This is a genomic window from Pseudomonas sp. RGM 3321 (assembly GCF_022836805.1).
Lineage (GTDB): Bacteria > Pseudomonadota > Gammaproteobacteria > Pseudomonadales > Pseudomonadaceae > Aquipseudomonas.
Window position 1 is genome coordinate 108,809 of sequence record NZ_JALHBH010000111.1, and the last position, 21,113, is coordinate 129,921.

Annotated in this window: 20 protein-coding genes; 10 read left to right on the forward strand and 10 right to left on the reverse strand. The window is 58.8% G+C overall.

Features of this window, described 5'->3' with window-relative positions:
• Positions 1 to 34 precede the first annotated feature (34 nt).
• The 3 genes from znuB to RGM3321_RS15325 are packed head-to-tail and all read right to left on the reverse strand — an operon-like array spanning position 35 to position 2,095.
• Positions 35 to 823, reverse strand: a complete 789-nt coding sequence (gene znuB, locus RGM3321_RS15315; RefSeq protein WP_244393760.1) for a zinc ABC transporter permease subunit ZnuB — start codon at positions 821 to 823, stop codon at positions 35 to 37.
• The gene (gene znuC / locus RGM3321_RS15320; protein WP_244393806.1) at positions 816 to 1,613 is read right to left on the reverse strand and encodes a zinc ABC transporter ATP-binding protein ZnuC; all 798 of its coding nucleotides are present in this window, start codon (positions 1,611 to 1,613) and stop codon (positions 816 to 818) included. Before znuC ends, znuB begins: the two co-directional genes overlap by 8 nt.
• A complete protein-coding gene (locus RGM3321_RS15325) occupies positions 1,613 to 2,095 on the reverse strand; it encodes a Fur family transcriptional regulator (protein WP_244393761.1) in 483 nt (160 codons plus the stop codon). Before RGM3321_RS15325 ends, znuC begins: the two co-directional genes overlap by 1 nt.
• 67 nt (positions 2,096 to 2,162) lie before the next feature.
• Here RGM3321_RS15325 and znuA point away from each other — a divergent pair, with 67 nt between their 5' ends.
• Entirely contained in the window at positions 2,163 to 3,104 is a 942-nt protein-coding gene (znuA, locus tag RGM3321_RS15330; protein ID WP_244393762.1) for a zinc ABC transporter substrate-binding protein ZnuA, read from the forward strand.
• 160 nt (positions 3,105 to 3,264) lie between these two features.
• Here the strand turns inward: znuA and RGM3321_RS15335 are convergent, their stop codons facing one another.
• Together RGM3321_RS15335 and RGM3321_RS15340 are read right to left on the reverse strand one after the other, a co-directional pair.
• Complete coding sequence (locus RGM3321_RS15335) at positions 3,265 to 4,215, reverse strand: homoserine kinase (RefSeq protein WP_244393763.1); 951 nt, start codon at positions 4,213 to 4,215, stop codon at positions 3,265 to 3,267.
• A gap of 36 nt (positions 4,216 to 4,251) precedes the next feature.
• Positions 4,252 to 4,539 (reverse strand): DUF2782 domain-containing protein, encoded by a 288-nt coding sequence (locus RGM3321_RS15340; protein ID WP_058402755.1) that lies wholly within the window; start codon positions 4,537 to 4,539, stop codon positions 4,252 to 4,254.
• A 74-nt stretch (positions 4,540 to 4,613) separates the two neighbouring features.
• Here RGM3321_RS15340 and polA point away from each other — a divergent pair, with 74 nt between their 5' ends.
• Entirely contained in the window at positions 4,614 to 7,379 is a 2,766-nt protein-coding gene (polA, locus tag RGM3321_RS15345; RefSeq protein ID WP_244393764.1) for a DNA polymerase I, read from the forward strand.
• Between the two features lie 241 nt (positions 7,380 to 7,620).
• Here the strand turns inward: polA and yihA are convergent, their stop codons facing one another.
• Positions 7,621 to 8,256, reverse strand: coding sequence for a ribosome biogenesis GTP-binding protein YihA/YsxC (gene yihA, locus RGM3321_RS15350; protein WP_005731658.1), 636 nt, complete (start codon positions 8,254 to 8,256; stop codon positions 7,621 to 7,623).
• Between the two features lie 294 nt (positions 8,257 to 8,550).
• Between yihA and RGM3321_RS15355 the strand changes: the two genes are divergently transcribed.
• From RGM3321_RS15355 to RGM3321_RS15370, 4 genes are all read left to right on the forward strand, one after another.
• Positions 8,551 to 9,195 (forward strand): thiol:disulfide interchange protein DsbA/DsbL, encoded by a 645-nt coding sequence (locus tag RGM3321_RS15355; protein ID WP_244393765.1) that lies wholly within the window; start codon positions 8,551 to 8,553, stop codon positions 9,193 to 9,195.
• A gap of 9 nt (positions 9,196 to 9,204) precedes the next feature.
• Positions 9,205 to 10,080: an endonuclease/exonuclease/phosphatase family protein gene (locus tag RGM3321_RS15360; RefSeq protein WP_002555686.1), complete on the forward strand. Its 876-nt coding sequence runs from the start codon at positions 9,205 to 9,207 to the stop codon at positions 10,078 to 10,080.
• Entirely contained in the window at positions 10,077 to 12,134 is a 2,058-nt protein-coding gene (locus RGM3321_RS15365) for a GGDEF domain-containing protein (RefSeq protein WP_244393766.1), read from the forward strand. Before RGM3321_RS15360 ends, RGM3321_RS15365 begins: the two co-directional genes overlap by 4 nt.
• Before the next feature lie 95 nt (positions 12,135 to 12,229).
• A complete protein-coding gene (locus RGM3321_RS15370) occupies positions 12,230 to 13,009 on the forward strand; it encodes an N-acetylmuramoyl-L-alanine amidase (protein WP_244393767.1) in 780 nt (259 codons plus the stop codon).
• Between the two features lie 68 nt (positions 13,010 to 13,077).
• Here the strand turns inward: RGM3321_RS15370 and RGM3321_RS15375 are convergent, their stop codons facing one another.
• Positions 13,078 to 14,865 (reverse strand): KinB sensor domain-containing domain, encoded by a 1,788-nt coding sequence (locus tag RGM3321_RS15375; protein ID WP_244393768.1) that lies wholly within the window; start codon positions 14,863 to 14,865, stop codon positions 13,078 to 13,080.
• Positions 14,866 to 14,875: 10 nt separating this feature from the next.
• A complete protein-coding gene (gene algB, locus RGM3321_RS15380) occupies positions 14,876 to 16,222 on the reverse strand; it encodes a sigma-54-dependent response regulator transcription factor AlgB (protein ID WP_005744816.1) in 1,347 nt (448 codons plus the stop codon).
• 197 nt (positions 16,223 to 16,419) lie between these two features.
• Here algB and RGM3321_RS15385 point away from each other — a divergent pair, with 197 nt between their 5' ends.
• From RGM3321_RS15385 to RGM3321_RS15400, 4 genes are all read left to right on the forward strand, one after another.
• Complete coding sequence (locus RGM3321_RS15385; RefSeq protein WP_244393769.1) at positions 16,420 to 17,259, forward strand: BON domain-containing protein; 840 nt, start codon at positions 16,420 to 16,422, stop codon at positions 17,257 to 17,259.
• Positions 17,260 to 17,487: 228 nt separating this feature from the next.
• Positions 17,488 to 17,775, forward strand: coding sequence for a hypothetical protein (locus tag RGM3321_RS15390; RefSeq protein WP_244393770.1), 288 nt, complete (start codon positions 17,488 to 17,490; stop codon positions 17,773 to 17,775).
• A 57-nt stretch (positions 17,776 to 17,832) separates the two neighbouring features.
• On the forward strand, positions 17,833 to 17,997 hold the full coding sequence (locus RGM3321_RS15395) for a DUF1328 domain-containing protein (protein WP_002555679.1): 165 nt from the start codon (positions 17,833 to 17,835) through the stop codon (positions 17,995 to 17,997).
• A gap of 2 nt (positions 17,998 to 17,999) precedes the next feature.
• Positions 18,000 to 18,467 (forward strand): inhibitor of vertebrate lysozyme family protein, encoded by a 468-nt coding sequence (locus RGM3321_RS15400; protein ID WP_044319611.1) that lies wholly within the window; start codon positions 18,000 to 18,002, stop codon positions 18,465 to 18,467.
• Between the two features lie 244 nt (positions 18,468 to 18,711).
• On the opposite strand, the gene RGM3321_RS15405 is transcribed toward RGM3321_RS15400, so the two are convergent.
• Both RGM3321_RS15405 and ompR read right to left on the reverse strand, forming a co-directional pair.
• Positions 18,712 to 20,022 (reverse strand): ATP-binding protein, encoded by a 1,311-nt coding sequence (locus tag RGM3321_RS15405; RefSeq protein ID WP_244393771.1) that lies wholly within the window; start codon positions 20,020 to 20,022, stop codon positions 18,712 to 18,714.
• Between the two features lie 162 nt (positions 20,023 to 20,184).
• Positions 20,185 to 20,925 carry a two-component system response regulator OmpR gene (gene ompR, locus RGM3321_RS15410; RefSeq protein WP_003318889.1) on the reverse strand — a complete coding sequence of 247 codons (741 nt, stop codon included), beginning with the start codon at positions 20,923 to 20,925 and terminating at the stop codon, positions 20,185 to 20,187.
• Between the last annotated feature and the right edge of the window lie 188 nt (positions 20,926 to 21,113).

The following is a 21,113-nucleotide window of genomic DNA, read 5'->3' on the forward strand; positions in this document are numbered from 1 at the left end:
GCGATTCTCTAGTTTGCGCAAAAAACGAGCAAGTCTACACCGCTCGCCTGGGTAGAACAAAGCTGAGCAAGAACAACGCTGCAGCGGATACCACTATAGACGGTCCGGCCGGGGTGTCCTTGAACCATGACAATGATAGCCCGACACACACGGCGATCACGCCCAACAGGCTTGCACCCAAGGCCATCTGCTCCGGCGAGCGGGCGTGACGCTGTGCCGCAGCGGCAGGAATGATCAGCAGCGACGTAATCAGCAGAACACCGACGATCTTCATCGCCACGGCGATTACCACGGCGATCAGCAGCATCAGCGCCATGCGCAATGCCGCAACGGGCAGGCCTTCGACCCGTGCCAGTTCTTCATGGACGGTGATTGCCAGCAACGGGCGCCACAGCGCAACAATCAATACCAGCACCAGAGCGCTACCGCCCAAAATCCAGGCCAGATCAGCCGGGCTGATGGCCAGCAGGTCGCCGAACAGATAAGCCATCAGGTCGATACGCACTTCATGCATGAAGCTGAGCACCACCAGGCCGAGCGACAGCGTGCTCGGTGCGAGGATCCCCAGCAGCGTGTCCGAGGCCAGCGGCTGGCGCTGTTGCAGCGTGACCAACAGCACCGCCAGCAGCAGGCAGCCGACCGTCACCGCGATGGTCGGGCTGATATCCAGCAGGAAGCCAAGCGCCACGCCGAGCAATGCCGCATGGGACAGCGTATCGCCGAAGTACGCCATGCGCCGCCAGACCACGAACGACCCCAGCGGGCCTGCGACAACAGCCAGAGCAACGCCTGCGAGCAAGGCATACAGTAAAAAATCAGCCATGCTTGCAGTGGTCTCCGTGAACATGAGTGTGAGTATGTGACGAAGTCGCCGGGGCATCATTCACCACAGCGCCATGCAGATCATGGGCGTGGTCGTGATGGTGGTGGTAGATCGCCAGGCTTTGTGCGTTTTTGCCGAACAGCTCGACAAACGCCGGATCATGACTGACCTGCTCGGGATGCCCGGAGCAGCAGACATGGCGGTTCAGGCATACCACCTGGTCGGTCGTACTCATAACCAGATGCAGATCATGAGACACCATCAGCACACCGCACTGGTGGCGGTCGCGCAAACGGGTGATGAGGCCGTACAGCTCGGCCTGACCTGCCACGTCGACACCCTGCACCGGCTCATCGAGCACCAGCAATTCAGGCTTGCGCAACAAGGCCCGGGCCAGCAGAACGCGCTGCATCTCGCCACCGGAAATGCCTTGAGTCGGGCTGTCGATGACCTTTTCGGCCCCGACTTCTTCCAGGGCCGACGCTGCGGCCGTGCGATCCACACCGGGAACCAGACGCAGGAAGCGCAGCACCGACAGCGGCAGCGTCTGGTCCACATGCAGCTTTTGCGGCATGTAGCCGACACGCAGTTTCGGCTTGCGCCAGACGGTCCCGGAGTCAGGCTTGAGCAGCCCCAGCACCGCACGCACCAGCGTGGTCTTGCCGGCACCGTTGGGGCCGATCAGGGTCACGATCTCGCCGGGTTTGACGCTCAACTGGATATTGTCCAGAACGCTTTGCCCGGACAGCGTTACAGCGACCTGCTCCAGACGTATCAATGCATCCGTCATCAAGCCGCCTTGCAACCGGCGCATACACCCACGATCTCGACCGTCTGGCCTTCGACCGCGAAGCCGACGCCTGCAGCGGCATCGATGACGGCATTGCTGATGGCCGGGTGCTGCAGCTCGATCGCCGCGTGACACAGGCGGCAAATCAGAAACTGGCCCTGATGCGCATGAGTGGGGTGATTGCAGCCGGTGAATGCGTTGAGCGAGGCGATGCGGTGCACCAGACCGTTTTCGAGCAGGAAATCCAGTGCGCGGTAAACGGTTGGCGGCGCGGCGCGGCGACCGTCTTCATCACTCAGCACCGCGAGGATGTCGTAGGCACCCAGCGGTTTGTGGCTTTGCCAGACCAGTTCCAGCACGCGACGGCGCAAGGCGGTCAGGCGCAGCCCCTGTTTGGCGCACAGGGCATCCGCTTCGGCGAGTGCCGAATGTACGCAGTGAGAGTGGTCATGGGGGCGACTGGCCAGGGGAGTATTGGGCATGAGCAGCGACGATATTGGCTAGAGACGTTATTATGTTACCTGTTCCTGACTTATATGAGTGATTCGAGTGCGCCGTCTTTTAAATCTTGTTGCTGTTTTGTGGGTCAGTCTGCTGGTCATTTCCCCTGTTCAGGCCGAGGTCCGGGTGCTGACCAGTATCAAGCCATTGCAGCTGATTGCGGCGGCTGTGCAGGATGGCGTCGGTACACCGCAAGTGCTGTTGCCACCGGGTGCCTCACCTCATAACTACGCGCTGCGCCCATCCGACGTACGGCGCGTACAGGAAGTCGAGTTGCTCTACTGGATCGACCCGGACATGGAAGCTTTCCTGCCACGTGTCATTCAGGGCCGCAAGCTGCCTGCGGTTGCGGTGCAATCGCTGCCTGGCATGCACTTGCGCCACTTCGGCCAGGACAATGCCTCGCATGATGACCACGAACATGATCACGACAACGATTCAGACGAGCATGATCATGATCACCGGCCTGGCAGCCTGGATTCACACCTGTGGCTGTCGACCGTCAATGCCCGGGTGATTGCCGCGAAGATGGCCACAGACCTGAGCGCTGCAGACCCTGCCAACGCAGCCCGTTATGCAAGTAATGCTGCCGCATTCAGCAAACGCCTTGATGCGCTGGATGCTCGGATCAAGGGTCGGGTCAGTGCAGTGGCAGGCAAGCCTTACTTCGTCTTCCACGAGGCGTTCGATTATTTCGAAGAGGCTTACGGGCTCAAACACGCCGGGGTATTCGCCATCGCCGCCGAGATCCAGCCCGGTGCACAGCATGTCGCCGCCATGCGTGAACGCCTCAAGGCTGCGGGCAAGACTTGCGTATTCAGCGAACCGCCACTGCGCCCGCGTCTGGCTGAAACCTTGAGTGCAGGTCTGCCGGTCAAGCTGGCGGAGCTGGATGGCCTGGGCGGCTACACCCCGGCCACCGCGCAGGGTTACGAGCAGGTATTGCAGAAGCTGGCTGATGATCTGGCGGGCTGCCTGAGCAGTCTTTGAGTGCCACTTCGGCCCCTCGAAGCGAGTCGTCGAGGGGCAAAAAGGTGACCCGAGCCGGAACAAACATCACCGACATCGCAGAACTGCTGTGTGACGCAGAGCGTCACGAACTGCATTCCCACGCGGAGCGTGGGGGGGCGATGAGTTGCCTGGCTTTAAGTCATAGCGCAAACGGCAAGGCAATGTGCGCATCCTGGCGCTCAGCCAGACGGCGCTCGAATTCCGCAGGATCATGAATCAGCACGTCCTGACCGGCGAAGGTTTCGGCGGCGATCAGGCGTGACAGCCAGAAACGCACGCAAGCGATGCGCAACATGGTCGTCCAGAGCTTCGACTCCACAGCAGTGAATGGTCGCAAACCCGCATAAGCCCCCAGCAGCGCACGGGCGCGGACGGCATCGAGCTGGCCGTTTTCACGCGAGCACCAGTCATTGAGGGCAATCGCCAGATCGTAGAGCATCGGCCCGGAACAGGCGTTATAGAAGTCGATCAGTCCGGTCAGATGCGTGCCTTCGAACAGGACGTTGTCGCGAAATAGGTCCGCGTGCAGGTTGGCACGCGGCAACGCCATGATTTGCGGCTTGAAGTCTTCGATCTCTTGAAGGCTCTTTTCCAGCAAGGCTCGCTGGGTTTCGCCCAGGTGTGACAGAAAATTGCGCCCCTCACTCAGCATCCAGTCCAGACCCCGATCGGTCTTGCGCTCCAGCACCTGCTCACGGGTCGCCAGATGCAGGTTGGCCAACAGCTCGCCAATCTGCACGCAGTGCTGGGTATTGGGCTCGCTGATGTGCTTGCCCGGCAAACGTGGCTGCAGAAGCGCCGGTTTGTCCGCCAATTGCCGAAGGGCCTCTCCTTCGGTGGTGCGCAATGCGTACGGCACCGGCAAATCGGCATCGTGCAGCACGTCGAGCAGTTCGATGAAAAATGGCATCTCCTGCACCGGGCCGCGTTCGACCAGCGTCAGAACAAATTCGCCCTGCTCCAGACTGATGAAGTAATTGGTGTTTTCGCTACCGGCGGCAATGCCCTGATAGTCAAGCAGACGGCCGAGCCCGTAAGGGGCGAGAAATGCTTCCAGCTCGGGCCGGGCCAACGGGGTAAAAACGGACATGTCAGAACTGCCAGCAATTAAAGTGAATGTAGGTGGCTACCATTCGAATATTTTCCACTCCGGGATCAGCATATCCGGTTGGTCCGAACGAATAAAATTGGGACTTGTACCATCGGAACGCACCAGAAAATAGGGCTTGCCGTGCTTGGGGGTAATCTTTACAGCATATAGAAAGCCGTTCTGGCGGTATTCCTGAATGGTTTTATCCCCATCGGTGCGGATAGTAACGTCCGGGGCCGCCGAAGGTGGATCCTCTGCTGAAACTGCGAGCAAAGGACAAAGTGCCAACAGGCCGGTCAATATCAGTCGATTTACCTTGCTCATGATAACCTTGTCCCTTTGTCGTCAATGGTTCGCGCATTCTAGCGCCGACCCCGCCGAAAAGGTTGATTCTGCTCATGACCCAAGCGCCGCTCGTCCTGATAGACGGTTCCTCTTACCTCTATCGCGCCTTCCACGCACTGCCACCACTGACCACGTCCAAAGGATTGCCGACGGGTGCCGTCAAGGGCGTGCTCAACATGCTCAAAAGCCTGCGTCGCCAGTACCCGGACAGCCCCTTTGCGGTGGTCTTCGATGCCAAGGGCGGGACTTTCCGCGACGCGCTGTATACCGATTACAAAGCCAATCGGCCCAGCATGCCGGATGACCTGCGCGTGCAGGTCGATCTACTGCATGCCTGCGTCAAGGGCATGGGCTATCCGCTGCTGTGCGTAGAAGGCGTTGAAGCAGACGACGTGATCGGCACACTGGCGCGCAGCAGCGCGGCGGCGGACCGTCCGGTGATCATCTCCACCGGTGACAAGGACATGGCGCAGCTGGTCGACGGGCACATCACCCTGGTCAACACCATGACCGGCAGCGTGCTGGACGTGGCTGGCGTGAAAGAGAAGTTCGGCGTCGGCCCGGAGCACATCATCGACTACCTCGCACTGATGGGCGACAAGGTCGACAACATACCCGGCGTCCCCGGCGTCGGCGAAAAAACTGCAGTCGGCTTGCTGGTCGGCGTGGGTGGCGGGATCAAGGAGCTTTACGAGCGCCTCGAAACGGTCGCGACCCTGCCGATTCGCGGGGCCAAGACCCTGGCGGCCAAGCTTGAAGAGCATCGTGCGATGGCCTTCCTGTCCTATGAACTGGCAACCATCAAAATCGACGTGCCACTGGACATAGAACTGGACCAGCTGCATTGCGGCGAGCCGGACCGCGACAAGTTGATGGAGCTGTATGCCGAGCTGGAATTCAAAAGCTGGATCGAAGACCTGCAACGCGATGCCAAACGCGCCGGGCAGGAGCTGGTCGTCGAAGAGCCAACCATCGAGGCAAAGCAAGCCGCCTATGAAGTCATTCTTGAACAGAGCCAGTTTGATGCGTGGCTGAAGAAGCTCAACGCCGCGCCGCTTTTCGCCTTCGTGACCCAGAGCAACGGCACCGACGCCCAGCGTGCGCAACTGGTAGGTTTGTCTTTCGCCATTCAGACCCACGAAGCCGCCTACATTCCGCTGACCCACTCCTACATGGGGGTGCCACAGCAACTGGACCGCGACACGGTGCTCAAGGCACTCAAGCCGCTGCTTGAAGACCCGAATAAAACCAAGGTCGGCCAGCACGCCAAGTTCGCTATCAACCTGCTTGCCAACTGCGCGCTCGACGGCGATCAGAGCCAAGGCATCGACCTGCAGGGCGTCAGGTTCGACACCATTCTGGAATCCTACGTCCTGGACTCCACCGCCACCCGCCACGACCGCGACAGCCTGGTGGCCAAGTACCTGACGCACACGCCGATCAACTTCCAGGAGATCGCCGGCAAAGGTGCCAAGCAGTTGACCTTCGACCAGATCGCCATCGAGCAGGCTGGCAATTACGCTGCCGAAGAAGCCGACCTGACCCTGCGTCTGCATGAAGTCTTCGAAGCGCGTCTGGCCGCAATTCCAACCCTGCAGCCGGTCTTGAACGACATCGAGATGCCGCTGGTGCACGTCCTGGCAGGTATCGAACGTCAAGGCGCACTGGTTGATGCCAACCTGCTGGGCATCCAGAGCGTCGAACTGGGCGACAAGATGACCGCGCTGGAGCGCGAAGCCTTTGCTATTGCCGGTGAAGAATTCAACCTGGGCTCGCCCAAGCAGCTTGGTGTGATTCTCTACGAAAAACTCGGCATGCCGATCCTCAGCAAGACCGCCACCGGCCAGGCATCGACTGCCGAGGCCGTGCTGGCCGAACTCGCCGAGCAGGACTTCCCCCTGCCCAAGGTGCTGATGCAATACCGCTCGATGAGCAAGCTCAAGAGCACTTACACCGACCGCCTTCCGGAGCAGATCAACCCACGCACGGGACGCATTCACACTTCCTATCACCAGGCAGTGGCGGTGACCGGGCGCTTGTCATCCAGCGATCCGAACCTGCAGAACATCCCGATCCGTACTGCTGAAGGCCGGCGCATCCGTCAGGCATTCGTGGCCCCCAAGGGCTACAAGCTGGTGGCGGCCGACTATTCGCAGATCGAACTGCGCATCATGGCGCATCTGGCCCAGGACGAAGGCTTGCTGCATGCCTTCCGCAATGACCTGGACGTTCACCGCGCAACGGCAGCGGAAGTCTTCGGCGTCGAGCTGGAAAACGTCACCACTGACATGCGCCGCAGCGCCAAGGCGATCAACTTTGGCCTGATCTACGGCATGAGCGCGTTCGGCCTGGCCAAGCAGATTGGCGTGGACCGCAAACAGTCACAGGCTTACGTCGACCGCTATTTCGCCCGCTACCCCGGCGTGCTGGATTACATGGAGCGCACACGTGCGCAGGCCGCCGAGCAGGGTTTTGTCGAGACCATTTTCGGCCGTCGCCTGTACCTGCCGGACATCAACGCCAAGAACCCTTCGCTGCGCAAGGGTGCCGAACGCATGGCGATCAACGCGCCGATGCAGGGCACAGCAGCGGACATCATCAAGAAAGCCATGGTGGCCGTGAACGGCTGGCTGGAAGAGTCCGGTCTGGATGCGCGGGTCATTCTGCAGGTGCATGACGAACTGGTGCTTGAGGTGCGCGAAGACCTGGTCGATCAGATCAGTGAACAGATCCGTCCACACATGAGTGGCGCAGCGAAGTTGGCAGTGCCGCTGCTGGTGGAAGTCGGGGTCGGCAACAACTGGGACGAGGCGCACTGAGTCTGAAAGGGCGAACCTGTCAGCAGGTTCGTCAAACATTGTAGGAAATGTGAACTTTTTTTCATTGCTGGAACTTAACCGTTTGGACAGGAGTCAGAGGTCTCGATTGGTTGAAAAATCGATCGTGCTCCTAGTTGTGTTAAGTGTTGGCAGTTATCCAGATCCCACCCTAAGGTCTGGACCTTAAGCCCCGGAACTTCCCCCTCCCCATGCGAAGTCCGGGGTCTTTTTTGCCTGCGATTTACTCCGCAGGCGCCTTGTCTTCCAGCTCCATCCAGTCGGCCAGCACGGTGTAAGCCTCTTCCAGGCCCATGCGCTTGGGAGCCGAGAACAGCTGGATGCTCACTGCATCGCCCCAGCCTTTGCGAATTTCGGCCTGAACCTTGAGCAGCGTGTTCTTGGCAGCGCCATAGGTCAGCTTGTCGGCCTTGGTCAGCAGAATGTGCATCGGCATGTTGCTGGCGATGGCCCAGTCCAGCATCAACAGGTCGAAGTCGGTCATTGGATGACGGATATCCATCATCAGGATCAGACCTTTCAGGCTTTCGCGACTGCCCAGATAGGCTTCCAGGTGGCGCTGCCAGTGCAGTTTGAGCGGGATAGGCACTTTGGCGTAGCCGTAGCCGGGCAAGTCGACCAGACGTCGATCTTCATCCAGCCCGAAGAAGTTCAGCAGTTGAGTGCGCCCCGGTGTCTTGGAGGTACGCGCCAGGCTGGCATGGGTCAGGGTGTTCAGCGCACTCGATTTGCCCGCATTGGAGCGACCGGCAAATGCGACTTCAAACCCTTCGTCGTCGGGGCATTGGTCGACCTTGGCGGCGCTGAGCATGAACGTGGCCTGTTGGCACAGACCGAGGATGGGGTTTTTGAGTTGCATGTGATTTCCGGTGAAGGCCCTGCCTGCAAAGGGAGCGGCAAGAGGTGTCGGTTTCGTTTGGATGCGTACGCATATAATGACACACCTGTCCCCCGGCCCACACTGGCACTGTATCGGGCCGCTCTGGCTGGCGGCTGGAACATTCAGACATGACCTGCTTCACTCCTTATGCAAAAAGGCCGTCCGTGGTCGCCCATTTTTACAACCTCAGCGTTACACTAACGAACTCAGGCTTTCGCATTCGGTCGAAACCACCGTCGCTTGAAGGCGATTCAATCTGCTCAGGAGTAAAGCATGCGTAATCTGATCATCAGCGCCGCTCTGGTTGCCGCCAGTCTGTTCGGTATGTCCGCCCAGGCTGCCGAGCCCATCGAGGCCGGCAAACAATATGTCGAGCTGAAAAGCGCTGTGCCTGTAGCAGAGCCGGGCAAAATCGAAGTCGTCGAGCTGTTCTGGTATGGCTGCCCGCATTGCTACGCGTTCGAGCCAACCATCAATCCGTGGGTTGAAAAACTGCCGTCCGACGTCAAGTTCGTGCGCATCCCCGCGATGTTCGGCGGCCCTTGGGACGCCCACGGCCAGTTGTTCATCACCCTCGACACCATGGGTGTCGAGCACAAGGTTCACGCTGCCGTATTCGAAGCTATCCAGAAGGGTGGCAAGCGCCTGACCGACAAGAATGACATGGCTGATTTCGTAGCCACTCAAGGCATCAACAAGGACGATTTCCTCAAAACATTCGACTCCTTCGCAGTGAAAGGCAAGATCGCGCAGTACAAGGAATTGGCCAAGAAGTATGAAGTGACTGGCGTTCCGACCATGATCGTCAACGGCAAGTATCGCTTCGACCTGGGTTCTGCCGGCGGTCCGGAAAAGACCCTGGAAGTTGCCGACCAATTGATTGCCAAAGAGCGAGCGGCTGCTACAGCCGCCAAGTAAGCGCCCGCCATGCGCCGCTGGGGCAAGGGCAGCACCCGTATCGTTGGCCTGCATGACCCGCAGGTCAACGAACATCATCTGACGCAAAACGGGCTGCCGGAAGACGGCAGGCTGCGTTTGCTCAGTTTCAATATTCAGGTGGGTATCAGTACCCAACGCTACCACCACTACCTGACGCGCAGCTGGCAACATCTGCTGCCACATGGCGGCAGGGCGGGCAACCTGCAGAAAATCGGCGATCTGATCAACGATTTCGATCTGGTCGCATTGCAGGAGGTCGATGGCGGCAGCATGCGCTCCGGCTTCGTCAATCAGGTCGAGCACCTTGCTCAGCTGGGTGGCTTTCCGTACTGGTATCAACAACTCAATCGCAATCTCGGTCGCCTCGCCCAACACAGCAATGGTGTGCTGAGTCGCTTGCGCCCGACCAAGATTGAGGATCATCCGCTGCCGGGTCCGGCCGGACGCGGGGCAATTCTTGTCCGCTTCGGCGAAGGCGAGGATGCACTGGTGGTGGTCATGATGCACCTGGCTCTGGGCACTCGTACCAGAACCCGGCAACTGGCTTACATTCGTGATCTGATCGGCGGTTATCGCCATCAGGTGCTGATGGGCGACATGAATACCCACGCCAATGACCTGCTGGAACACTCGCCGCTACGCGATCTGGGCCTTTTGGCACCGCAAATCGAAGCGACCTTTCCAAGCTGGCGACCACAACGCTGCCTTGATCACATTTTGCTCAGCCCGACCCTCACGCTTGAACGCGTACAGGTACTGGCGCAGCCCATTTCCGATCACCTGCCGGTTGCTGTCGAGATTCGCCTGCCAGATTCACTACGTGGGGACTCACTGCCTGTGCCCTCTGGTGGAAGCCTTGCATGAGCGACGACGCGGAGCGTTGGAAAGAGAAGTACCTCAAGGGAATCGAGCAACAGGATAAGCTCGAAAAGCGCTGGGATGCGCGGCTCGATTTGTTGCGACGCGGTCTGGTACGCAGCAGTCTGGCAGCAGAGGGCTCTGACCGCGCCGTCGATGAATGCATGAAGGAAATGCGCGAAATTGTCCGCAAGGACGATATGGACGCCGGTCTGGCAGCCTTGATTCCGCGCCTCGAAAAGGCCGTACTGGACTCCGAGCATCGCCGTGAAGTGCGGGTCGGGCAAATTGGCTCGGCACTGACCGCACTGGTCGCACAGCTGCAAGCGCTGCCGCTGCCACGAGAGGTACGCAAGCCACTCAAGCGCTTTGCCAAGGACCTTGAAGAACGTGCATCACAGGCACGCGAGCTGCCTTTGCTGCTCAGCGAGTTGAGTGGTTTGCAGGGCCAGGCCCTGACCCTGCTCGAAAAGCACGAAGAGGGCCCACGCCAAGGGCTTCTGCAGCGTTTGTTCGGTTCGCGGGACGAACATGGCAATGAGCACCCTCCCGAGGCTGCCCACCCCGAAAACGCCCCTTCTGCTCAGGAAATGCATGAGACGCACGTGGAGCCTGAGGCCGAGAACGCTAACGCCCCGATAGACGTTGCCGCATCTGAAGTCGAAGCTGCCATTGTCCCCGACATCGTCAATCAGGAGACCAAGGACGCATACATACTGCCGCCGGTTTCCGAAGCCGAAACCGTTGTCGTTACGGCAACTGAAAAACCTGCGCCATCGCCAGCCGCAGCATCCCTTGCTCCAGCCTCGGCCGAAACAGTCGCCGAACCTGCGGCTGTCCCTGGCGAGCCTATCGATTTCACCGACCTGCTGGGCCCCGTTCCGTCAGTGCCCTACCAGCAACGGCCCGTGCCAATCATCCAGGCGCCGGAAGAACCGCAAGAAGATGCCGAATCAGAAACCGAGACGGTAGAAGGCGAAGAGGGTTATTCGCTGCCCTCGTCGCCAGAACCCAGCTACAGCTCGGTGGCCGCACATATTGAGGAAACGCTGCTGGGCCTGCTCGATGACCTGACCTTGTCGGAGCACTTCCGCCCGCAGGTCGAGGACATGCAGTTACGCTTGAAACATGGGCTGAACTGGTACGAACTGCTGCCGATCCTCGACGATCTGGCAGTTCTGATGCTGGCAATCAACAACGGCGGCCAACAGGAATTCAGCACCTACCTCAAACAACTCAATGAGCGGCTTGAATCGTTTCAGAGCCACTTGCAGGCTGCCAGTGAAGATCATGCAGAGGATCAGTCCACAGCGCGTGACCTGAACGAACAGTTACGCGAACAGGTGGGCGGCCTGCAAATCAGTGTTCAAGACGCTTCCGACCTGACCAGTCTCAAGCAGGTGCTCGACAACCGCTTTGAAGGCTTGCTCAGCACCATGGACCACTACCAGCTCAAGCGTGACGCACGCGAGCGGGAAGTTGCCTCGCGGCTGCAAGGTCTGTCGGCCCGCGTTGCGAGCATGGAGCAGGAAGCGCTGGGTTTCAGGACTCACCTGGAAGAACAGCGCCAAAAGGCCATGATCGACCCGCTCACCGGCCTGCCCAATCGCGCCGCCTGGGGCGAGCGCCTTGAACAGGAGATGACCAAGTGGCACTACGAGAAAAACAGCCTGCTGGTGTGCATTCTGGACCTGGACCACTTCAAGCGCATCAATGACGGCTATGGCCATCTGGCGGGCGATAAAGTGCTGAAGATCGTCGCCAACGTTTTCAGGAAACGCCTGCGCAGCGACGATTTTCTCGCCCGGTTTGGCGGTGAGGAATTTGTCATGCTGCTGCCTGCGACACCTCCCGGCACCGGGCTGACGTTGCTCGACGAACTGCGCGCTGCGGTGGAGTCATGTCCGTTTCACTTCAAGGGCGAGCGCGTGACGATCACAGTGTCCATTGGAGTGACGGCTTTTCGAACGGCTGAACGCAGTGACACTGCGATCAAGCGCGCCGATCAGGCGCTGTACAAGGCCAAGGAGAATGGCCGAAACAGGGTCGAACAAGGCTGACTGAAACATTTTGACCTGAACGAGCACGTCAATGCCGAAGCTATTTGCGCACATGTTGTTATGATATTGCATTTCCCGCTGACGCTGCCGATCCCATGAAACTGTATTTCTCTGCCTTTGTGCTGCTCATCCTCACTGCCTGCGCCAGTGGCCCCAGGCTGGACACCAGCCATCTATCGGTGAATTTCGATGGCCGGGTTCAGTACGTGATCATGCATTACACCTCCGCCTCGATGGAGAAATCCCTCCAGCTTCTGACCCATGGCGAGGTCAGCAGCCACTATCTGATTGGCGATGACAGCAAGGCCACTATCTACAAGCTGGTCGATGAAAGTGCCCGCGCCTGGCATGCTGGCGAAAGCGAATGGGAAGGCCGTACCTGGCTTAATTCCAGCTCGATCGGCATCGAAATCGTCAACCCCGGCTTCAAGGACACACCTACAGGCCGGTTGTGGTACCCCTACACTGAAGCCCAGATCCAGTCGATCACAGTGCTGCTCAAAGACATTGTCAAACGCAACAAAATCGATCCAAAACACATCATCGGCCACAGCGACATCGCGCCGACGCGCAAACAGGACCCTGGCCCGCTGTTCCCCTGGAAGCGCCTTGCTGCCGAAGGGCTCGGCATCTGGCCTGACGAACGCCTGGTTGCCCAGCGTCAGGCCATACTGGCAACCAACCTGCCGAGCATCAGCTGGTTCCAGCAACAACTGGCGCGTCTGGGTTACAGCACCCCGCAGACCGGGGAGCTCGACACTGCCACGCGTCAGGTGCTGGCGGCATTCCAGATGCACTATCGCCCGGCACGCTTTGACGGCGAACCTGATGCACAGAGCGCAGCCATCCTGCAGGTGCTTAACCGCGTCAATTGATCAGGGCACAACCTGATATTTGATGCGCTTATGAAGGGCAGACATGCAGCGCCTTCAAGGCCATGCCGTTAAAGCGGCAGAGCCATATAGAACTGCGTGCCCTGCCCCGGCCTTGAATAAACCCCCATTCGCCCGCCGTGCAGCTGGACGATCTCCTTGCACAGCGCCAGCCCGAGTCCGGCTCCGCCTTTTTTGCGACCAACCTGCACGAAGGGTTCGAAGATTCGTCCCTGCTGCCCGTAGGCAATGCCCTCACCGTTGTCTTCAACGCTGATGATCACCCGCTCGCCATGACGCCTGGCCTGCAGGCGAATCAGACCATTCTGCGGCGTGTGCCGTAGCGCATTGTCCAGCAGGTTGTCCAGCACCCTCTCCAGCTGGGACTGATCGGCATGCAGGCGCGGCATGGGCTCCTGCATATCCAACATCAGTACGATGTCCTGCTCAAGGGCCTTGTCCTCGAATCGCGCCCTGGCTTCCTCCAGCAAGGTTTCGATGGAGCACGGTGCCAGTTTGAGTTTCTGCAGACCGTTCTGGTAACGCGAGAAATTCAGCAGGTCATTGATAAGTTGCATCAAGCGCTGCATTTCTTCGGTGACCGTGTTGAGCAGATCGGCCTCACGGGTTTCGGGGGCGAAATGCAGGCGCTCCTGGAGAAGACCGAATGCCATGTGCATACCCGTGACAGGCGTGCGCAGCTCATGCGAAGCGCGCAGGACGAACTCACTGCGTACCCTCTCGAAAGCACGCTGTTCGGTGACGTCATGCAGCACCATCACCGCACCGAGAATATGGCCTTTGGTATGACTGACAGGCGTCATACTGTAGGTCAGCAGGCGCGATTCACCGTCGATTTCGATGGCCAGGTCTTCCGGAGCACGCTCCAGCGTCCCGCCACGCAGCACCAGATGCAATTGCTCATCCAGCTCGGGGCGGCCCAACGCATCTCCAAGGCTTTGCCCGAGGCGACTCTCGTCCCAGCCGAGCTGACGCTGAGCCACAGGGTTCAAGTGCTCCAGATGCCCTTGGCGGTCAATCATCAGCAGACCATCGTCGATACTGTCGAGAACCGCTTGCAAACGCTGCTGGCCAGCCAGTAACTCATCAATATTGGTCGCCTGATGCTGACGCAGAGCTTCGGCCATGATGCCGAATCGCCGGGTCAGCAGGTTCATCTCGGCGGCCGAGGAGATGGGCAACGTGACTTCGTAATCCCCTTCCCCGATGCGATCGGCGGCCTTGGCCAGCGCCTCGATAGGCGCACCGAAACGCCGAGCAATACCGTGCGCGGTCACAAAGCCGATACACAGCACCGCCAGCCCGACCAGCCCCAGCAACCCCGCGATCCAAAGCGCACGATCACGGGAGTTGATCTCGGCGCTGCTGATGTTCTCCAGCGCCTTGCGATGTACAGCCAGCAAGCCGTTACGCAGGTTGTCGAAGCTGGCACTCAGTTGCGGGACGCCGCGTATGCCTCGCGCATCGTTGCCGTATTGCTTCCAGGTATCGATGAATTGCCGGTAATCGCCCTTGGTCTTTTCGAAACCATTGCGTACGTTTTGCTGGGTGTCCTGTGCCGAAACCTCTTCCAGCAGGTCTTCAAACTGATTCTGGATTCTTTCCAGCTCAGCCTGATCGCGGTTGGCACCCGTCATCAAAACCAGTTGATCACCCAGGTTCTGACGCAGCTTCAAGCCCAGATCCAGAATGGCGAAGTTATGCTGGATCAGTGACTCCTGGGTCCGGGCCATTTGCATGACGCTGACGAGCCCTAGCAGCAGTCCGAGCAAAGCAACGGTGATCAGTGCCGAGATACTCAGAAAGAGGCGGGTGCGCAGTTTCATGGCCAGCTTCATTTGAGGCCTTTCACAGGTTGTACTGTTTACGTTTGCGGTAAAGCGTCGACGCATCGATACCCAGCGTCTTGGCGGCCTGATCAAGGGTTTCACTAGTCGCCAGCACGGCTCCGATGTGCGCTTTTTCAAGCTCGTCCAGGCTCAAGGCGGCGCCGACACGCGGCGCATTGTTCGCCGGTTGTTCGGCCATACCCAAGTGGCTGATCTCCACACGCTCCTGCGGACAAATGATGCTGGCACGCTCAATGACGTTGCGCAGCTCACGAATGTTGCCCGGCCAGCGGTAGTTGAGCAGCGCTGCACGGGCCTCTTCGCTGAACCCTCGGGCCGGGCGAGCGTATTCCTTGACGAAGCGCGCCAGAAACCGGTCCGCCAGGGTCAGGATGTCTTCGCTGCGCTCACGCAGGGCCGGCAGGTGCAGAGTGATCACGTTCAGGCGGTACAGCAAATCCTCACGGAAGCGCCCGCTGCGCACCATGTCTTCCAGATTCAGGTTGGTAGCGGCCAGGATACGTACATCGGCACGTCGGGTAACCGGGTCACCCACACGCTCGTATTCCTTGTCCTGAATGAAGCGCAGCAACTTGGGTTGCAGCGTCAGCGGAAAATCGCCGATCTCGTCGAGGAACAGTGTGCCGCCGTCCGCCTGGTTGACACGGCCCAGAGTACTTTCACTCGCACCGGTGAAGGCCCCGCGACTGTGGCCGAACAGTTCGCTTTCCATCAGCTCTGCGGTGAGCGATGGACAGTTGATCGTGACGCAGGACTTCTTTGCCCGCTTGCTCCAGCCGTGAATCGCCCGGGCCAGCTCGCCTTTACCGGTCCCCGACTCACCCAGAATCAGGATATTGGCATCGGTCACGGCAACCTGACGGGCCGTTTCCAGGATGGCCATCATTGAAGGACTGTGGGAATCCAGTCCGTCTTTCGGCTTGCGAACCTCGCCTTCCAGTGCCTCAAGGCGAGCAGATAGTTGTCGCACTTCAAGCTGTTTGGCGGTCGCAAGACGCAGCTGATCGGGGCTGCACGGCTTTACCAGATAGTCGGCTGCACCCGCCTGAATGGCATCAACAGCCGTATCGACCGCCGAGTGTGCAGTCACGATGACTACACGCATCCACGGTGCCTGAATACGCATCTGTGCCAGTACATCCAGGCCGTTATCTTCACCCAGACGCAAATCGAGAAAGCACAGGTCGAAAACCTGGCGTTGCATGAGCGTGTCAGCCTGGGCTGCGCTGTTGGCAGTGGCGACACTGTAGCCTTCGTCTTCCAGACAGTACCGGAAAGTGCGGAGGATGGCGGACTCATCGTCCACAAGCAGAATACGGCCCTGATTCTCAGTGGCTGCTTCCATTTTTCCTACGCTCCTTAATGAATTGTCTCAGTTAGTCTCGGAATCATCGGGCAAGTTGCATGGTCAATTCTGATTGATTCTTCGGCATGCATGGTAGCTTTCTGATCGCCCAATGGCGAACAACCTGATTAATCCGCGTTTATGTCGTTAAAACCGTCCACTCGGAGACGAAATCTCATCTCAAAAGGAACGCTCATATGTTTTCACTGAAAAAGATTGCTCTGATCACCGCCGCCGCTGCGCTGCTTGGCAGCGGTCCGGTACTCGCCCAACCTGATTTGCCAACCCAACTCGACGAGGCGCGGCAGGACGGTTCGATCTGGACAGCTTTCGCGCTGAACAAACATCTGAGCCCATTCAAGATCGATGTAGATGTCGACCAAGGCACCGCGACTCTGAAGGGCAAGGTCGAAAACGAGGTTGATCGTGAGCTGGCCGAACGCATTGCGCTGGATACCAAAGGCATCGAAAAGGTCGACAACCAGCTGGAGGTAGACCCTGCCGTTGCCAGCGAGCCTGGTACGCGAACCAATATGGCCCAGCGTTTCGAAGATGCCACGCTGGTAGCGACGGTGAAATCCAAATTGCTGTGGAGCAGCGTGACTGAAGCGCTGACCATCGATGTCGATAGCAAAGATGGCGTGATCACCCTCAAAGGCCGCGCGCAAAGCCCCGAAGCCAAGGAGCTGGCGGGCAGCCTGGCAAGCAACACTGATGGCGTGGTCAGCGTCAACAACCTGATCAGCCTGAGCGCAGCCGACTCGATCGCTGCCAAGACCCAGCCCCAGACATTGACCCCAACCGAGGAAATGAGCGACGCCTGGATCACCAGCAAGGTGAAGGCGAGCCTGATCTACAGTCGGACGCTGGACGGACTCAACATCAAAGTGGACACCAAAGCCGGTGTGGTGAGCCTGAACGGCGTGGTTGCCAACTTTGCGGAGAAGGAGCTGGCGGTGGAAATCGCGCGCAACATTCGTGGCGTCAAGGGAGTGAATGGCGACGCCCTGAAGGTCATGGCGCGTAGCGCAGGCTGATCGTTCAGGCGCACAACGCTGAGCGCTTCGTGCAGAACGCACGATTACAAATGTGTAATCGTGCAGCTTGCTGGTAGGACGCCTCTGTAAAACTTTATAAGCTATTGATTTAAAAGTAATTAAATTCAAATAGAAAACTGGCATGCAGTCTGCAACAACCCATTCAACAAGGTCGATACACAACGACCCATCAGATTGAATGCCCACTCAGGCCAGGGGAGTTTGCAGATGAACAGCCAGCGTATTGCACAATTGCGTATTTCTCCCCTGCACATTCAGCAAGGTCTTTTTCTACTCCTTGCACTGCTTGTCACTCTGATCGCCATTCAGCAGTTTCAGCGTTGGAATCAAGCCAACGAAGCAACTCAAGCCAGACAGCAATTCATCCAGACCAGCAGCATCTCCTATCGCGGCGTAAGCGCTCCAGTGTTTAAGGATGTGTCTTCGAGCCTTCGCCCTGTCGATGGGCTGGTGTCTGTAGATGAAGTCGCACCGCAGCAAAAATGGGTTTTCTGACCCGACCTGAAAAATCGCAGCATTCATATTAAAACGGCACCAAAAAGGAGTATCACCATGTTGAGTTGGGCAATCACGTTTCTGATCATCGCCATTGTCGCTGCAGTACTGGGCTTCGGTGGTATCGCGGGCACGGCTACCGGTATCGCCAAGATCCTGTTCGTCGTCTTCCTGGTGATGTTCGTTGTGTCGTTCTTCTTCGGTCGTCGCGGTCGAGGCTGATAATGCACACGTCATTTCGCACACTGGCCGCCGCCCTGTTGATGGGCGGCAGCGCCATGGTCATGGCAGCCAATGATGGACAGTCTCGGGTCAACGAGCTTTTGAGCTCTGCCCCCGAGTACCGCACAACCTGGGCGAAGGTCGTCAAAAAGGAAGAGCGGTTGCCGGATTGGGTGATCAACCTGTCCGGGGCTTCCGAGCAGCAGATGACAGCGGCCACCGAAGACGGTGACAAGTATCTTGTCGGGCCGCTTTGCGAAACTGCCGATACGTGCAAAAGCAAACGCCTGATCGTGGCTTTCAGTCTCGACAAGGAAGATGCTTACGCCATGTTGGTTGAAGTACCTGCGGGCTTGCCTGCGGATAAATCGCCAACCCGTCACGCGACTTACCGCTACCTGGGTAAGCCTGACGAGGGTATGCAAAAGCTCTTGAATGAAGAGCTGCGCAAAGACCCGAACTGGTATTGATTCAGAAGAAGGTGTCGGCTCCAGGAGCCGATACCTCTCTTGTTTGTGCGGCCTGAGGAAGGTGCGCGCATGACCAAGGGGCCGGGATGCGTTGATCGAATGGATCGGCGTGACCTAGGGGTACAGGGAGTACCTCCGCCAAGGGCCGGGTCAGGCAAGCTGCCGTGCAAGTCCTCGAGAATGCGTCGACCTGTCGAACATTTTCCATGACCCGCACGGCGCTTTATGCCCTTTACGATTCTTTCTAGATAGCATCCCTCGGCAGCATCAGCCCTAAAGGCAGACGCACTCGCGCCTCCAGGCCACCCCCCGAACGATTTCTCAACTCGACGTTGCCGCCGTGCATGGCAGCTATACGCTTGACGATAGCCAGCCCCAGGCCGGTCCCTTTGCCGCTGCGTGCGCGGTCACCGCGAATGAACGGATTGAAGATGGTATCAAGCTCGGACGGATCAATGCCTGCGCCCCTGTCCAGTACGCTCAACACCACGTACGGCGCGTTTCTGTCACCGGATACATAAGCGGCCACTTCGATACCGTTACCGGCATGATGCCTGGCGTTGCCAATCAGATTGGTCAACAGACGCTTCATCGATACGCGCCTTAGCGGGAAGGGCGGAATCGGTTCCAGACACAGACGGATGCTGTCTTCATCGTTATTGAAGGGTGCAACCACGTCGCGCACCAGATGCCCAAGATCGACCTCTTCAATCTCTTCATCACGCCCATCGCGAATGAACGCCAGGAACTGATCAAGAATGGCGTCCATGTCCTCGATATCCCGCACCATGCCTTCGGAGAACTCATTGTCGTTCATGAGTTCCAGGGACAGGCGCAGACGCGTCAGCGGTGTACGCAAGTCATGGGAGACACCAGCCAGCATCAGTTCGCGCTCCTGCCCGGCCTGCTCGACGTCTTCAGCCATCTGATTGAAGGCCCGATAGACTTCGGTCATTTCGCTGGGTGTGTCACTGACCGGCAAGCGTACGCTGCGCCCCTGCCCCAGCTGTCGAGCCGCAAAGACCAGACGCTTGAGAGGCTGACTCAATTGACGCACAAAAATCCACGCGGACGCCGTGGAGAGCAATCCGATAGCCAGGAACCAGCCCAGCACACTCCAGATCTTCTGACCGCGCAACGGGTGCGGATAAAGCGGGACTTTCAACCAGCCATCCCCAAGGCTCGGCGCCCTTACCCAGAGCGCGGGCGGTGCGTGCACACGTAAACGCACTTCCGTATCGGCACCCAGCTCGGCCTGCATCTGCCGCTGGTAGATCTCACTGTACGGCCAGTGCTGCTCTCCTTCCGGCACGCCACCGCCCACGACCCGAATCAGACCGGCCGCTTCGGCAATCGCTTCACGATCGTTTTCATCGGCTGCCCAATACGCGCGCAGTGTCAGCGCAACGCCGTGGCTGTATTGCCTGTCGACCAGCACGTCTTCGTTCATCAGCAGATAAACCAGCGTCAGGGCTTTGGAAAACAGCACGACGATGAGCACCAGCCAGAGCGTGCGGGAGAAAAAGCTTTGCGGAAACCAGAGCGGAGTCTTCATAACTGCAGCCATACACTTTGCAAGGCGAGCGAGGCTCGCAGGTTTGCCGAACGCGGGCCGGACCCGATGGACGAACGCAAAAAACCAGTACGTCGATAACCTCGAAAGAGATTATCGACGTAACTGGCGAGAATGACGGATTTCTGTGCCGACAACGGGTTATCAGCGACTGCCGGCACCATCCGGAACGAATACATAGCCTACGCCCCAGACGGTCTGGATATAGCGGGGCTTGGAAGGATCCGGCTCGATCAGACGACGCAGACGGGAAATCTGTACGTCGATGGACCGCTCCAGCGCATCCCACTCCCGGCCGCGGGCCAGGTTCATCAACTTGTCACGGGTCAGCGGCTCGCGAGCGTGCATGACCAGAGCCTTGAGTACCGCGAATTCACCTGTGGTCAGCATGTGCACTTCTTCGCCACGCTTGAGTTCGCGGGTTGCCAGGGACAGCACGTAGTCGCCGAAACTGACCGACTCGTCTTCACTGCCGGGCGCGCCGGGTACAGGCGCAGCCTGACGACGCAGAACAGCCTTGACCCGCGCCATCAACTCGTCCGGGTTGAACGGCTTGGCCAGGTAATCGTCAGCACCCAGTTCGAGCCCCTTGATGCGGCTCAGCTCATCGCCCTTGGCGGTCAGCATGATGATCGGCACCTGATTGTTCGCGGCTCGCAGACGACGGCAGGCTGAAAGGCCGTCTTCTCCGGGCAGCATCAAGTCCAGCACCACAAGGTTGAACACCTCGCGGGCCAATAGTCGGTCCATTTGCTCCACGTTTGCCACGGCGCGGGCCCGGTAGCCCTTGCTGGTGAAAAAACGTTCCAGGAGACTGCTCAGCCCCGGATCGTCATCGACAATAAGGATTTTTTCGCCTTCAGCATTTTGTGCGGTGCTGCTCATCGGATGCTCCTCTGATCTCGGGGCGCATTATGGCGTAGCTGCGGTGATGCGCACCTTGTGCATTGTTAGCAGATTTTACTGGAGGCGGCACTTGTGCAGGCTTTTTCGCCGAAAAAAGACCACATTTGTCGGCCGATCCCCTAATCCGCCTTCGCCGGGTATAATGCGCCGCCCTCAAAGTCAGGCAA

Bases quoted from the DNA above. Each gene is read 5' to 3' on its own strand.
- RGM3321_RS15325 (WP_244393761.1), bottom strand. From the start codon at position 2,095: ATGCCCAATACTCCCCTGGCCAGTCGCCCCCATGACCACTCTCACTGC.
- RGM3321_RS15395 (WP_002555679.1), top strand. From the start codon at position 17,833: ATGTTGAGTTGGGCAATCACGTTTCTGATCATCGCCATTGTCGCTGCA.
- znuC (WP_244393806.1), bottom strand. From the start codon at position 1,613: ATGACGGATGCATTGATACGTCTGGAGCAGGTCGCTGTAACGCTGTCC.
- RGM3321_RS15335 (WP_244393763.1), bottom strand. From the start codon at position 4,215: ATGTCCGTTTTTACCCCGTTGGCCCGGCCCGAGCTGGAAGCATTTCTC.
- ompR (WP_003318889.1), bottom strand. From the start codon at position 20,925: ATGAGCAGCACCGCACAAAATGCTGAAGGCGAAAAAATCCTTATTGTC.
- RGM3321_RS15390 (WP_244393770.1), top strand. From the start codon at position 17,488: ATGAACAGCCAGCGTATTGCACAATTGCGTATTTCTCCCCTGCACATT.
- RGM3321_RS15360 (WP_002555686.1), top strand. From the start codon at position 9,205: ATGCGCCGCTGGGGCAAGGGCAGCACCCGTATCGTTGGCCTGCATGAC.
- polA (WP_244393764.1), top strand. From the start codon at position 4,614: ATGACCCAAGCGCCGCTCGTCCTGATAGACGGTTCCTCTTACCTCTAT.
- RGM3321_RS15370 (WP_244393767.1), top strand. From the start codon at position 12,230: ATGAAACTGTATTTCTCTGCCTTTGTGCTGCTCATCCTCACTGCCTGC.
- RGM3321_RS15365 (WP_244393766.1), top strand. From the start codon at position 10,077: ATGAGCGACGACGCGGAGCGTTGGAAAGAGAAGTACCTCAAGGGAATC.
- RGM3321_RS15355 (WP_244393765.1), top strand. From the start codon at position 8,551: ATGCGTAATCTGATCATCAGCGCCGCTCTGGTTGCCGCCAGTCTGTTC.
- RGM3321_RS15405 (WP_244393771.1), bottom strand. From the start codon at position 20,022: ATGAAGACTCCGCTCTGGTTTCCGCAAAGCTTTTTCTCCCGCACGCTC.
- algB (WP_005744816.1), bottom strand. From the start codon at position 16,222: ATGGAAGCAGCCACTGAGAATCAGGGCCGTATTCTGCTTGTGGACGAT.
- RGM3321_RS15400 (WP_044319611.1), top strand. From the start codon at position 18,000: ATGCACACGTCATTTCGCACACTGGCCGCCGCCCTGTTGATGGGCGGC.
- yihA (WP_005731658.1), bottom strand. From the start codon at position 8,256: ATGCAACTCAAAAACCCCATCCTCGGTCTGTGCCAACAGGCCACGTTC.
- RGM3321_RS15385 (WP_244393769.1), top strand. From the start codon at position 16,420: ATGTTTTCACTGAAAAAGATTGCTCTGATCACCGCCGCCGCTGCGCTG.
- RGM3321_RS15375 (WP_244393768.1), bottom strand. From the start codon at position 14,865: ATGAAGCTGGCCATGAAACTGCGCACCCGCCTCTTTCTGAGTATCTCG.
- RGM3321_RS15340 (WP_058402755.1), bottom strand. From the start codon at position 4,539: ATGAGCAAGGTAAATCGACTGATATTGACCGGCCTGTTGGCACTTTGT.
- znuB (WP_244393760.1), bottom strand. From the start codon at position 823: ATGGCTGATTTTTTACTGTATGCCTTGCTCGCAGGCGTTGCTCTGGCT.